The 12,245-nt window shown below is 70.6% G+C and carries 12 protein-coding genes; 5 read left to right on the top strand and 7 right to left on the bottom strand.

Annotated features, from left to right (window positions below; all coding sequences use genetic code 11):
- Nucleotides 1-155: 155 nt before the first annotated feature.
- The 5 genes from POL72_RS23940 to POL72_RS23920 form a co-directional block, all read right to left on the bottom strand.
- Nucleotides 156-956, bottom strand: coding sequence for a zinc metalloprotease (locus tag POL72_RS23940; protein WP_272097838.1), 801 nt, complete (start codon nt 954-956; stop codon nt 156-158).
- Nucleotides 957-1,327: 371 nt separating this feature from the next.
- Entirely contained in the window at nt 1,328-3,052 is a 1,725-nt protein-coding gene (locus tag POL72_RS23935) for a CHAT domain-containing protein (RefSeq protein ID WP_272097837.1), read from the bottom strand.
- The gene (locus tag POL72_RS23930) at nt 3,049-4,437 is read right to left on the bottom strand and encodes a CHAT domain-containing protein (RefSeq protein WP_272097836.1); all 1,389 of its coding nucleotides are present in this window, start codon (nt 4,435-4,437) and stop codon (nt 3,049-3,051) included. Before POL72_RS23930 ends, POL72_RS23935 begins: the two co-directional genes overlap by 4 nt.
- Entirely contained in the window at nt 4,434-5,813 is a 1,380-nt protein-coding gene (locus tag POL72_RS23925) for a hypothetical protein (RefSeq protein WP_272097835.1), read from the bottom strand. The genes POL72_RS23930 and POL72_RS23925 overlap by 4 nt, the downstream gene beginning before the upstream one ends.
- Nucleotides 5,814-5,918: 105 nt before the next feature.
- A complete protein-coding gene (locus POL72_RS23920; RefSeq protein ID WP_272097834.1) occupies nt 5,919-6,965 on the bottom strand; it encodes a hypothetical protein in 1,047 nt (348 codons plus the stop codon).
- Nucleotides 6,966-7,264: 299 nt separating this feature from the next.
- On the opposite strand from POL72_RS23920, the gene POL72_RS23915 reads away from it, so the two are divergent.
- From POL72_RS23915 to POL72_RS23900, 4 genes are all read left to right on the top strand, one after another.
- Nucleotides 7,265-7,924: a MarR family winged helix-turn-helix transcriptional regulator gene (locus tag POL72_RS23915; RefSeq protein ID WP_272097833.1), complete on the top strand. Its 660-nt coding sequence runs from the start codon at nt 7,265-7,267 to the stop codon at nt 7,922-7,924.
- Nucleotides 7,925-8,256: 332 nt separating this feature from the next.
- A complete protein-coding gene (locus POL72_RS23910; RefSeq protein WP_272097832.1) occupies nt 8,257-8,841 on the top strand; it encodes a protoglobin domain-containing protein in 585 nt (194 codons plus the stop codon).
- Nucleotides 8,842-9,023: 182 nt separating this feature from the next.
- Complete coding sequence (locus POL72_RS23905; RefSeq protein WP_272097831.1) at nt 9,024-9,299, top strand: hypothetical protein; 276 nt, start codon at nt 9,024-9,026, stop codon at nt 9,297-9,299.
- Nucleotides 9,300-9,333: 34 nt separating this feature from the next.
- Nucleotides 9,334-9,582 (top strand): hypothetical protein, encoded by a 249-nt coding sequence (locus tag POL72_RS23900; RefSeq protein WP_272097830.1) that lies wholly within the window; start codon nt 9,334-9,336, stop codon nt 9,580-9,582.
- Nucleotides 9,583-9,661: 79 nt separating this feature from the next.
- Here POL72_RS23900 and POL72_RS23895 read toward each other — a convergent pair whose 3' ends face one another.
- Complete coding sequence (locus tag POL72_RS23895; RefSeq protein WP_272097829.1) at nt 9,662-10,108, bottom strand: hypothetical protein; 447 nt, start codon at nt 10,106-10,108, stop codon at nt 9,662-9,664.
- A 289-nt stretch (nt 10,109-10,397) separates the two neighbouring features.
- Here POL72_RS23895 and POL72_RS23890 point away from each other — a divergent pair, with 289 nt between their 5' ends.
- Nucleotides 10,398-10,874, top strand: a complete 477-nt coding sequence (locus POL72_RS23890) for a VOC family protein (protein WP_272097828.1) — start codon at nt 10,398-10,400, stop codon at nt 10,872-10,874.
- A 54-nt stretch (nt 10,875-10,928) separates the two neighbouring features.
- Here the strand turns inward: POL72_RS23890 and POL72_RS23885 are convergent, their stop codons facing one another.
- On the bottom strand, nt 10,929-12,230 hold the full coding sequence (locus POL72_RS23885) for an aminotransferase class V-fold PLP-dependent enzyme (protein ID WP_272097827.1): 1,302 nt from the start codon (nt 12,228-12,230) through the stop codon (nt 10,929-10,931).
- Nucleotides 12,231-12,245: the final 15 nt, after the last annotated feature.

Here is a 12,245-nt window from a genome sequence, read left to right as displayed (position 1 = left end):
TCGGCGAGCCGGGACCGGGGCGCGTTCGGTTGCGGTCGCGTGGGGTCGACGCGGCGCAGGCAGCCGCGCTGGAGAGGGCACCTCACCGGACGAGGCCGGCGCCGCTCAGGAGCTCAGAGGCGATGCCGGCGCCACGCCGGTGCGCGCCCCGGCCTTCAAGCCACCAGGCGGAAGCTGGAGAGCGGCATGCCGTATACCCGCTGCGACCCCTGCACGTCGACCTCGGTGATCTCGAGCTCGGGGTTCCCCACGCCGCCGCAGAAATAGTGCATCACCGACCTGGGATCGTAGGCCGTGAGGTCGATGGTCTGCGACATGTCCTCCCGGGGGCAGGCGGGCGGAGCGCCGCTCCGGATGTGCTCATGCCGGAAGCCGAGGACGTGACCCAGCTCGTGCCGGAGCACGCCGACGGGGTTGAACCCGAGCGAGGGCGAGAAATAGGAGGGATTGATCAGGAGCTGCCTTCTCCCGACCGGGTCGTTCGGGAAGAAGGACGCGGCGATGAAAGCCCCGCCGGAGAGGTTGAGCCGCACCGGGAACACGACCTCCGCGGGGCGGCTCGTGCTCCCGTCGAGCTCGGCCACGTGGCGGAACGACACGCCGCAGGTCTCCTCCCAGTCGCGCGTGGCCGTCAGCATGTTGGCGCGCACCGTCGCGTACTGGCGCTCGTCCCGGAAGGTCGCCCTGAGCACGCAGTACGTGATCACGAACCCCGGACGCCAGCGCAGCGGCCTGCCGTCCTGCAGGATGCCGACCAGCCCCTCCCCTCCGGGGCCGGCGTCCAGGTTGGGCGGCTCCACGTTGGCGGCGTGAGGCACGTAGTCGGCGAGCTGCTCCTCTTCCAGCAGGAGGTCGCCCTCCGCGACATACATCAGCTTCCCATCGAGCTCGAACGTGGGGAGCCTCGTCTTGAGCTCCCCTACCTTCTGCGCGATGGCCGGATCGGTGATGGCCATGGCGATTCTCCTTGGCCCGGAGCACCCGGGCTCTTGGGTGACGGTTGTGGTTCCGATCGCGTGAGACCGCGGATCACCTCCTGAAGGTGTCCGGGCAGCTCAAGGAAGAGCGCGCGGCTGAGCGGGTCGGCGCTCTCGGGCGCGGAGCCGCGGACGAGCGCGTCGATGAGCAGCTCCTCGCGCGAGCCGAGCGTGTCCCCCCGCACGAGGTAGAGCGTTTGACCTTCGATCTCGATGCGATAGCGCTCCTCGGTACGGCGGAAGAGCTCGGACCGGTCAAGGAGCGCCCGCAGCTCGGGGTGAGCCTCCAGCAACGAGGGTTGCGTCGGCTCCTCCGGCTTGATCGCTTTCATATCGACCCCGGCGCGGCCTCATGGCAGCGGCACAACGATCGCATTGTTCCAGCCGCACATGAACAACCTCGGTTCGGATGCGAGCGCGTCAACCCGCAACTCGTACACGGCGGGGAACGCGCCGGGCAGCGTCAGGTCGACCTCGAACAGCGGACCAGCGCCGAGCGTCACCGGCTCTCCGGAAGGGGCGGACGCGACGAACCGCACCTCGCCCGGTTGATCCAGGGCGAAGAACGCGCGCAGCCCCGCAGCCTTGAGCCCCGACGCCGGCCGGGCTGCCCGCACCGTGATCGCCTCGGCGAAGGACAGCCGTCCTTCCAGGCGCGACACGGAGACCGACTCCATGAGCTGGACAGACACCTTCACGGTATCGCCGGGCTTCGCCTCGTTCCGCGCGGGCCACACCAGGGTGGCCCCCCCCTGCCGCCTGCGGTCGAGGAACGTTGATTCCACCGTATCGAGCAGTAAGCTCGAGAAATGTCGGGTCTCCGGGGGCAGCGCGGCCGGCAGCTCGCTCCGCTTCTTCCAGAACTTCTCCCGCAGCGCCTGGTCGTGCTCGTCGAGCGGGTCGAACGCGGTCGGCGCGGTGCACAGGAAGTCGAACAGCGGCTCCACGTTCGCCGCGCGGAAGAGGACGGGCGCCGACCAGCTGGGCGGGTACGGCTTCTGCGCGAACATCTCCTCGCGTCCCGCCCGCACGGCCCGTTCGACGTCGCCCGGGCACTGCTTGAGCAGGCTGAGGACGAACGCCTGGAGGAAGCGCTCGGCGTCCGCCGCCTCCAGCCGGTGACGCATCCCGATCGCGCACTGGACGCCGGACTCGCCGTGGATCAGCGAGTGCGCCACGTTCTGGTTGCCGCGCATCCACTGCGGCAGCCGCTCGCGCAGCACCTCGCCCGCCGCGGTCATGCAGCCCGCGAGCACCACGACCGGCACGGGCCGGTTCAGGAGCTCGCTCCGGAGCTGATCGGCGCGGATCGGGTTGGCGAAGTCGCTGCCGTCGAGCTCGAACAGGAGGACGCCGATCGGGGGCAACCCCTCGAACCCGACCTCCTGGAGGTCGCCGTGCCCCAGGTAAACGAGGAGATCGTAGCGCACGTTGCGCAGCTCGGCGCGGAAGGCATCGTAGGTGACGGGCCCGCCTGCGCCCGCCTCGCTGCTCAGCACCGCGACCTCCACGACGTCGGCGAGCCCGCACCCGCGCGCGATCGCGACGACGCGATCGCGGATGGGCAGCACGGGCGGCACGTCCCCGCCGAGGTCCTTCGGGTTCGTGCGGACGAAGAGCACGCGGAAAGGCCAGCTCCAGCGCAGCGCCGGCGGCGCGGCCACCCCGCGGTGGCGCTTGTACGAGTGGACGATCCCCCGTACCAAGGGGTGCAGCGCGAGCCGGTCGGCGTCGAGCTTGAGCAGCTCGAAGGGGACGTCGTGCAGGTACGGAAGCACCGCCGGGTGCGGCCGGAAGACGATCCGGAAGGGCTGAGTCGCCGCGTTCACCGCGGTGCCCAGGTGGCCGCGGAGATCGTTCTGGAGCAGCCAGCCGGTGACCTGCTCGGCCAGGGACTCGGTCATCTGCTCCGACCCGTAGCCGCTCCGCAGCTCGTCGAGCTCCGCGGGCGGGAAGCTCGGAAAGGGTCGTTCGAGCTCGTCATCGATGGGCGCGAGGTGGCTGGCGTGGACGCACAGCCGCAGGCGCGAGCCCCCGCCAGGCTCGATGTCGACAACGAACTCGGGGTTTCTCATGGCTCCGTGTCCTCGGACAGGGATTGATCGAGCGCCTCATCGAGGGCGGCCTGCCGCTGGCCCTCGCGCTCGATGAGGCCCTTGCCCGGGAACTCGAGCCCGAGCGCCGCGTAGCGGGCCTCCAGCGTCTTCGCCGCGTCGAGCAGGTCGCGGGAGCACGAGAGATCGGCGGTCACCTGCGCCGGCGTGAGCGGCACGTCGCCCTCCGGGGTCTGCCCCGCGCCGAGCGTCGGCCACGTGGGAGAGCGCCGCGCGTCGTCGCCCTGCCGGGTGAACTGCCGGCCGAAGCGGTGCCGGAGGAACAGAACGACGGGCGTCAGGAGGGGGCGCTGCGACGCCGCCATCATCGCGTCCTCCACGTCGAGCGACGCCGCGAGCCGCTCGTAGAACGCGCGCCAGAACTCGCGGTACACGCGTGGATGCATGGGGCCGAGCTGGGCGGCGATCGTGGGGCCATCGCCGCTTTGATGGCCGAAGTGCGCGAACGCGTGGTACACGGCGGGCATGCCGCCGTGGCCCACGCGGGGAGTCTCCGGCGGGGTGAGCGAGAGGATCGTGGCGCTCGACCCGCGCAGCATGGCAGTGAGCTCCAGGGAGGAGAGCGTGTCGTCCTCGTCCCCCGAGAACTCGAGGAGGCCCTCCAGGCCGAGCGGCACCATGCCGTCGGCCACCACGTGGATCACCTCGAATCCCGCCTGGATCGCCGCGGAGAGCGCTTTGCGCGCGTCGTCCTCCTCGATCCAGGCGACCTCGATGCCGGAGCCCAGGCCCTCCAGCGCCTCGGAGAGCGAGGCGGGCGCGCCGCCGGTCGGGTCGACCACGGCGACGCGCAGCGGCTGTCCCTCCCGCAGGGAGAGCGGCGGCACGACCCGCCCCGGGATCCCCCGCACGATCGAGAGGCGCGGCGGGCGGTGCTCGCCGTGGAGGAGGATCTCCCAGGGAAGCTCGTCGAGCTCGGGCGTTTCGGTCGACCACCAGATGCGCAGCCGCCGGGGCGCGTGCGGCCGGAGCCGCAGGATCGCCCGGAGCCCGCGGGAGATCGACCCGATGAGGCGGCGCCGCAGCTCGAGCAGGGCCTCCTCGCCCTCGTAAAACATGCTCAGATACTCGGCGTAGCTGAGCCAGGTGACGGAGATCTCTTCATGGCCGATGAGCGGCAGCCCCGCCATCTCGGGCAGCGGCGACGCGCCGCCCGGCTCGACCGCGCCGGGGTCCCCGAGCAGCAGAGAGGAGATATCGAGCTTCGTGTAGATCCACGCGTGATAGCGCCGGCACACGCGGCGGCCGGTCGCGCGCGGCGTGACCGGCTCCGCGGGGCGGACCGGGGCGATGCGGACGAGGATCTCTGGAGTTCGAGAGAGCTGCGCGCTCGGCCTCGTGGTCATCCGCCATCTCCAGCGAAGTCGACCGACCGCGCGATCCGCGCATAGGACGCGGCGCGCTGCGGGGACAGCGACGCCGCGCCCGCCAGCATCGGCGGCCGCGGGATCGCCGCGAAGAACTCCATTGATCGCCGCTGGACGGCGCCGAGCTCGACCGGAGACGGCGCCGAGGCGACCACGAGCTGCGCCGCGACCGGCACGAGGCGGTAGGGGAAATATGAGGGTTTGTCCGGCGCCGGGCGGAGCTCACCGCTCCTGAGAAAGCGCGCGAGCGCGTCTGCCCGCTTCACGTCGGCCGCGACGTCCGGGTGGAGCTCCCTGAGCGCGCGACCGCCGAGCGCGTCCAGCTTCCTCTCCAGGAACGTGCCCGCGATCGCGCCGAGGTCGCCGAGGAACGGCGCGACCCAGGCCGGCGCGGGCAGCGCCCGCCAGTCCTGCTCTATCTGGTCGGCCGCGCCGGCGAGCGCCGCGACCCCGAGCCGCCGCAGCAGCGCGGCGAGCAGCGGGACGCGGATCATCGGGTGCGGGTGAGGATCGCGCCGGTCAAGCTCGCCTTGCTGGCTCCCGGGCGCGAGCACGAGTTGCAGCGACGCGAGCGCCAGCGCGAAGCCGGCGTTGCCGAGGAGGACACCGATCGCGTCGGCGAGGATCTCCCGGGTCCAGCCGAACCAGATCTCCTGCCGGTCGGACGGGATCTCCCCGTCGGTGCCGAGGAGCAGCGCCCTGGTCAGCTCGCTCGAGAGCGCCAGATCCTGATCGACGTTGTGGCCGACCTCGTGGCAGAGCATGACAAGGAGCCAGGCGCACTCGGTCTGATCGGCCGGCAGGAGCACGATCGGTATCGGCAGCCGGAGGTCGCGGTAGCTCCGGAGCGAGCTGCGGAGGGCGCGGAGCGGGTTCTGGCGGCTCACGGCGACCGGCCCGTAGTGCGCCTCCAGGCAGACCAGCGGCGGCTCGCGCATCCCCTCGCGGGGGACGAGGCCCCAGTTGCGCGCCGTGTTCATGCACGCCTGGTAACACTCGGCGGCCACGAGGTCGGCCGCGTCGAGCGGGGGGGCGAGCGCCGGCTGCTCCCGCTGCGCGAGCGTCTGAGAAAAGATGTTCCACACCCCGTGCGCGCCCGCGATCTCGACGAGGAGCTTGCCGAAGCCATCCGCGAAGTCGGCGTCGGACAGGTCCGCTCCGAGCCGCTCCAGGATGCCTCTCTGGCGCTGGATCAGCTCGTTCATGAGGATCTTCAGCGCCAGCACCTGGCTCTTGTGGATCCCGAAACCTCGCGTGTTCGCCGCGGCGGCCGCCTCGAACCGCGCGACGTCGCGCGGGAGCACGTCGATCCGACACTGGAGCTCGGCGGTCGCCCTGGCACGCAGAGTGGACACGGCCCCTCCTCTCCATGCGTGCTTAACGGCGCAGGGCGGGATGTAAAGCCTGCGCTTCCGTTCTCCCGACTCTCCCGGCGTCGCGCGAGCTCGGCAGCATCGCTGTCAGATGAGGGCGCTCGACGCGGGCTGCGCCGGCGCGGGCAGACCGAAGAGCCCCGCGAAGAGCCTCGGTCCTGAATAGGCGATCAAGAACCCGACGGCGACACCGCCCCAGAAATCCTCGATCGCGACGATGGGCTGCACGTCCCTCTTGCGCGCGAGCAGGACGACCGCCATCACGACCAGGACGAGCGACACGGCGAGGCTGAAGCCGGTCTCCACGTCGAGCGGCGCGGCGCCGCCCCGCGCGGCGAACCAGCCCCCGACGCCCCCGAGCACGGCGCCGCAGATCATGCTCGCCAGCGACGAGCTCACCTTGAGGACGTGCTCGATGGTGTCGACGTTGCTCGCGCCGTCGATCTCGTACTCGACCTCGATGAGCAACCGGTACGACGCGGTGCGGAACCACAGCGTGCGCCGCGATCGCACGGTGAAGCTCCGCGCCGTCGAGTTCCCGGCCTGGAGCACCGTGGGAGGATCCGGGGCCCCCGACGACAGGATGGCGTCCCGGACCGCGCCTGCGTCGTCGCCGAGGAGCCCCTCGGGCGAGGTGCTCCCCTCCTCGCCGTCCTCGCTCCACGCGCCCGCCGTGGGTCCCCGGCCCCGGAGGCCCGCGCTGTGCCGGAGCGGCGGGTGGAGCGCCGCGAGCGCGGCCTCGCCGCCTGCTCCGCGGAGATCGCGCGCGATCGCGGGCGCCCTCGGCGCCTCGCCGCGCCCGGGCGGGCGGCGCCGCAGCAGCCGCCGGACGGCGCGGCGCAGCCGCGAGCCCAGGGAGTCGCCGCCCGGCGCGAGCGCCCGCGCGGCGCCCTCGATCACGGCGAGTCGGTCCTCGAGCCTCTCGATCCGCTGCTCTGTCCACTGCCGGTCGACATCGATGAGCTCGGCGGGCAGGCTCGTGCTCACGCGGCACAGCGAGAGCGGCGCCTCGAACGGGTTCTGCACCGTGACGAAGAGGGAGAACTCCTGTCCTGCGACCAGCCCGTCCGTCGATGTCGACACCGAGGTCCGGATGGCTCCCCTGAACGGCTTCGCTGGCTCCGGTCCTGCCATGAGCTCGTTGGATGAGCGCACGTCGGGCGGCGTGCCGCGCGCCGCCTCCGATCTCCGACGATCACGCCGGATGACCTCGGCAGGCTGCCGCAGGAGCGCGCGCTCCTCCATGCCCGCTTCCAGCGGTCGATCGGGTCCACAGGGGGACGTCGCGCGGCCGTGCGAGCCGATGGGTCCAGTTCGGGGGCCGTGGCCTTCGACCTCGTGCTGGACGAGCGTTCGCCCGGTCCTCGGCGACCCGGCGCGGCTCACCGCGGGCCACCCTTGACAACTTAGGACTCCTAAGTTAAATGAGGGTCATGGGTCGCTCGCTCCCGCTCTTCTTCGAGGAGAACTCCGAGCCGATCGATCGGCGCATCGCGGTAGGGCTTCGGAAGCTGGGGCTCGCGATGAAGCTGCAGGCGTGGGAGCAGGCGAACCACGAGGGCCTGTCGCCGACGCAGGGGCAGATCCTCGCGACGCTCTCGCTGGAGGGGCCGCTCAGCGGGAGCGAGCTCTCGCAGCGCCTGGGCGTCACCCTGGCGACCATCAGCGAATCGGTCCGAGCGCTCGTGGACAAGGGAGCTGTCGTCAAGCGCCCGGACCCGCGCCACCCGCGGGCGAGCCTGATCGAGCTCACGCCGCAGGGGCGCGCGCTCGCGCAGAAAGTGACGACGCTGCCCGACGCCATCGTGTCCGCGGTGGGCGCGCTCTCGACGCTGGAGCAAGAGGCCTTCCTGGCTGGGGTCGTGAAGATCATCCGTTCCTTGCAGCTCAGCGGGCATATCCCGGTGAGCCGCATGTGCGTCACCTGCAAGTACTTCCGGCCGAACGCGCATGAAGGGGCGCTGCCCCACCACTGTGCTTTCGTCGACGCGCCGATGGCGGGCCGACACCTGAGGATCGACTGCGGCGAACACGAGCAGGCTGAAGAGGCGCAGCGCGAAGACGCGTGGAGGCGCTTCGTCCAGCCCGAGTAGAGCGGTGCTCCTCCTCGCGGGATGCGGGCGCAGCCGCCAGGCAGGCGGGTGGCATCGCTGCGGGAGGTTGCTCCGGATCAGCAGAAAAAGCCGCCGAGACGCCAGAAGACGCCAAGATCATTGTGATTTTCTCGATCTCTTGGCGCCTTGGTGCCTTGGCGGTTCATTTCTCGGCTGATCAACGTGAGCGGTGCTCCAGAGCGCCGCTCTACATACGATAGCCTCTTCGAGGCCTGTTACCGGCCAGTCGCCGTCGCGACGACCGTTTCAACGCCCCGAGCGCGTCGCTCGGGGTGAGCGCGGGGTATTGCCCGCAGAAGGAGTGAACGATCATGACCGTCCATGGATATACGTATGGAACAAGCGCCGTCGCGAAGTCCCCGGTTCTGCCAGCCGACTTCGAGGACATGAAGAAGAGCGCCCTCTTCGGCGAAGAGGACGTGAAGTACCTCCGCCTCTCGCACGACATCGTGAAGGATCAGGTCGAGCAGATCCTCGATGTCTGGTACGGCTTCGTCGGCGCGAACCCGCACCTCCTCGCGTCCTTCACCGGCAAGGCCGACGGCAAGCCGCTCGGCGACTACCTCGGCGGGGTCCGAAAGCGCTTCGGCCAGTGGATCCTCGACACGGCGCGCGCTGAGTACGACCAGAGGTGGCTCGACTACCAGCACGAGATCGGCCTCCGCCATCACCGCATCAAGAAGAACAAGACGGACGGGGCGCCGTCGACCGACCTGGTGCCGTTTCGCAACCTCTTCGCGCTCATCTTCCCTGTGACGTTCACCCTGAAGCCGTTCCTCGCCAGGAAGGGCCACTCCGCCGAGGAGGTCGAGAGGATGCACGCGGCGTGGGTCAAATCCTGCCTGCTGCAGGTGACGCTGTGGAGCTACCCTTACGTGAAGGAGGGAGACTTCTGACGCGCTGACCGCCCTGCGCCGCCTCGCGTGCCGTTCGGCCGGTGCAGCTCCGGCAAGTCACGATGTTCCGAGGCCCCGTGTCCCTCGATGTCGTTAGGGACATCGACGATCGAGGATCGAGCGCGTGAGGAGCGGGGACGACGTTCCAGCCAGCCGACAAGCTCTCGGCCGACGAAGACAGCGTGAGCGGCCCCGAGATCGCCGTGGATGGGGCCGGGCGGGGGCTCGCCGTGTGGACCCAGAAAGCCGCCGCGCTCCGGTCGATCTTTGCCAGCGAGCTGTCGCCCGCGCAGGGATGGACGGAGGCCCACCCGCTGGAGGACGACAACGCCGCCGAGCACTGGGAGCCGACGGTGGGCTTCGGCCCGAACGGGACCGGGATCGCCGCGTGGGTGCGCGAGACGACGACGAACGAGATCATGCGTCGCTCGATCTTCGCCGCTGTTTACAAATACTGAGGACTGAGCCGGGCGCCCGGTCACCAACGTTAACGTGGTCGTGGTCGTTAACGTGGTCGTTAACGTGGTCGTGGTCGTGGTCGTTAACGTGGTCGTGGTCGTGGTCGTGGTCGTTAACGTGGTCGTGGTCGTGGTCGTGGTCGTTAACGTGGTCGTGGTCGTTCACGGCCTGCCGTTGACGACCACGACCACGACCACGACCACGACCACGTTAACGTCTACGACCACGTTAACGTCAACGTTCATGTTTGGAGGTAGGAGAACGCGGCGCGAAGCTCGGTGAAGGCCCATGCCTGGTGGGCCTTCACCGGTCTCCAAGAGCTTTTACGCGCGCATCCGCAGGCCGGCGCACACAAAGGGGCTCAGGGCGGGGGCACGTTGATCAGGCGGGCCGCGCACCGGCCGCCCTGGCAGAGGCAGCCTCCGCCGCAATCCATCGTTCCGGGCCGGCACTCCTGCGTGCACATCAGGCCTCGATCACACGTCGGCGCGGTGGCCTTCGCGATGCACGCGGCCGCGTGGCACGCGCACACGGGCACACAGTCTGCGTCGCTCTTGCACGGATCGCTGCCCACGACGATCCGCTCGCCCATCGGGGCGGCTGCCGGCGGCGTGGCGGGCTCTTCCGTCGGAGGGATGTTCGTGCCGGGAGATGCGTTCGTGCCGGGCGGCGCGTTCGCGCCGGGCGGCGCGTTCCCGCCAGGAGGCGCGTTCGTGCCGGCAGGCTCATGCGCGGACGCCCTGCACCCGGCGCCGCAGAGCCCCGCGGCCAGGATGACCCCCATCGACCCATCGAGGATGTGTCTCATGCGGGTGCTCTCTCACGGATCGCCACGACGTTCCACCCCGCCCGCGAGCTCATCCTCGCCCGCCGCCGCCCCGCAGCGGCGGCGGACGCATCACGGCGGCCTGCCGCCCCGCCCCCCTCGGCCGCCCCGGCGACCCTGGAGCCCGGCCGCCCCGGTGGACCGAAAAAAAAATCGTCGGCTCCATGTCGAGCCGGCGCAACGTGCTCCGACATCCAGGCAGAGCGCGGTCGCGGTGACCCCGCCGTCCTCACCTCACCGCCGGGCCCGACCCCGGCCAGGAGCCCCGATCATGACCACCACGCAGAAGATCAAGACGTGCCTCTGGTTCAGCAACAACGCCGAGGAGGCGGTGAAGTACTACCTGTCCATCTTCAAGGGCTCACGGATCCTCTCGGAGCTCCGCTCGGGAGACGCGGGTCCGGGGCCCAAGGGCTCGCTCGTGATGGCCGAGTTCGAGCTGAACGGCCAGCGGCTCATGGCCCTGAACGGCGCCAACCAGAAGTTCAACGAGACGTTCTCGCTCGTCGTCACCTGCGAGACGCAGGAGGAGGTCGACGAGCTCTGGAGCAAGCTCACGGCCGACGGCGGCGCCGAGAGCCAGTGCGGGTGGCTCAGGGACAGGTTCGGCGTGTCCTGGCAGATCGTGCCGTCCGTCTTGATCCGGCTCATCCAGCACCCGGACCCGGCCAAGGCGGGGCGGGTCATGCAGGCGATGATGCAGATGAAGAAGATCGACATCGCGCGAATCGAGGAGGCCGCCCGATAGGCGCTCTCCTCCCGCCCGCCCGAGGTCCGGCGAGGGCTCGCCGGACCGCGCCCCTCACGCCAGCGCGCGGATCGCGCGCAGCACCGCCTCGACGTCCGCCTCGGAGTTGAGCAGGCTCGGCGCGACGCGGACATACGAGGTCGCGTACGGCGACGTCGACGCGATGATCTTCCTCTCGCGGAGCCTCGCCACGACGGCCTCCGGCGTCATGCCCGCCACCTCGAAGCACACGATCCCCGCGGAGAGGGCGTCGTCGAGCGGCGTGTGCAGGGTGACGTGGCCCATCCCCTTGAGCCCTTCCTTGCACTGCCGGTTCAAGGCGTGGATCCGGGCCGCGACCTTGGCCTTGCCGATGCCCCGGTGGAACGCGAACGCCGCGGGCAGCGCCCACCGGTGCTCGAAGGAGTGGAACCCTCCGGGAGACATCATGTCCGCGGTCGTGGGCGGCGGCGGCTGCTGCCGCAGCCAGGCTTCGTATGCTGCCTTTCCGAAGGACGGGATGCTCGGGCGCAGCGTCGGCCAGAGCTCCCGCCTGCCCCAGAGCACCCCGGTGCCCCGCGGCCCGAACATCCATTTGTGACAGCCCGCGGCGAAGAAGTCGCAGCCGAGATCGGCCATCGTGGCGTCCTCGACGCCGAAGCCGTGCACGCCGTCCACGCAGCAGACGACGCGCTCCCTCGGCGCCCGGCCCTGGTTCGACCTGGCGACGACCTCGGCGATGGCGCGCACCGGCGTCTTCACGCCCGAGCTCGAGTGGACCCACGTGATGGCCACGACCCGCGTGGCCGGGGTGAGCGCCGCTTCGATCGCCCCCGCCATCTCCGTCGCCGTCGCCGCGCTGCCCCTCGCATAGAGCGCGATCTTCCGCACCACCGCGCCGGTCCGCTCCGCGGCGAGCCGGAGCGACTCGTGCGTGGAGTAGTGATCGTGCTCCGTCGTGAGCACCTCGTCGCCGGCCTCGAGCGGCAGGCCGAGGTACATCGACGCGAGCCCCATCGTCGTGCTGTCCGTGAGCGCGATCTCCTCGGCCCCGACGCCCATGTACGCCGCGGCGGCCTCCCGCACCGGCGCCAGATCCTCGTGCGCGTGGAGCGCGTCCACCGGGTTCTCGTCGAGCTCGCTCCGCAGCCTCTCGATCGCCTCGCGGACGGGCCGCGGGTGCGAGGCGAGCAGGAAGCCCGTCATGTGGATCCACGCTGGCGACAGGTTGAACTCGCCCCGGACGCCCTGCCACGGATCGGCCGGCGCCTTCCGGCGAGCGCCCGCGCTCGTCATCGCCCCCGAGCCCGTGCAGCCCGCGGCGCCCATCGCCAGCAGGCCTGCGAGCAGGCTCCGCCTGGGTAGCTTGGTCATCATCTGATCCCCCCTCCG

It is taken from the genome of Sorangium aterium (assembly GCF_028368935.1).
In the GTDB taxonomy this organism is placed as follows: Bacteria; Myxococcota_A; Polyangia; order Polyangiales; family Polyangiaceae; genus Sorangium; species Sorangium atrum.
Note: the sequence above shows the minus strand (reverse complement) of the source record. Positions and strands in the feature narration are given on the sequence as shown.

Coding starts and splice junctions, on each gene's coding strand:
- POL72_RS23940 (WP_272097838.1), bottom strand. CDS start 956: ATGGCCATCACCGATCCGGCCATCGCGCAGAAGGTAGGGGAGCTCAAG.
- POL72_RS23935 (WP_272097837.1), bottom strand. CDS start 3,052: ATGAGAAACCCCGAGTTCGTTGTCGACATCGAGCCTGGCGGGGGCTCG.
- POL72_RS23930 (WP_272097836.1), bottom strand. CDS start 4,437: ATGACCACGAGGCCGAGCGCGCAGCTCTCTCGAACTCCAGAGATCCTC.
- POL72_RS23920 (WP_272097834.1), bottom strand. CDS start 6,965: ATGGCAGGACCGGAGCCAGCGAAGCCGTTCAGGGGAGCCATCCGGACC.
- POL72_RS23915 (WP_272097833.1), top strand. CDS start 7,265: ATGGGTCGCTCGCTCCCGCTCTTCTTCGAGGAGAACTCCGAGCCGATC.
- POL72_RS23910 (WP_272097832.1), top strand. CDS start 8,257: ATGACCGTCCATGGATATACGTATGGAACAAGCGCCGTCGCGAAGTCC.
- POL72_RS23895 (WP_272097829.1), bottom strand. CDS start 10,108: ATGAGACACATCCTCGATGGGTCGATGGGGGTCATCCTGGCCGCGGGG.
- POL72_RS23890 (WP_272097828.1), top strand. CDS start 10,398: ATGACCACCACGCAGAAGATCAAGACGTGCCTCTGGTTCAGCAACAAC.
- POL72_RS23885 (WP_272097827.1), bottom strand. CDS start 12,230: ATGATGACCAAGCTACCCAGGCGGAGCCTGCTCGCAGGCCTGCTGGCG.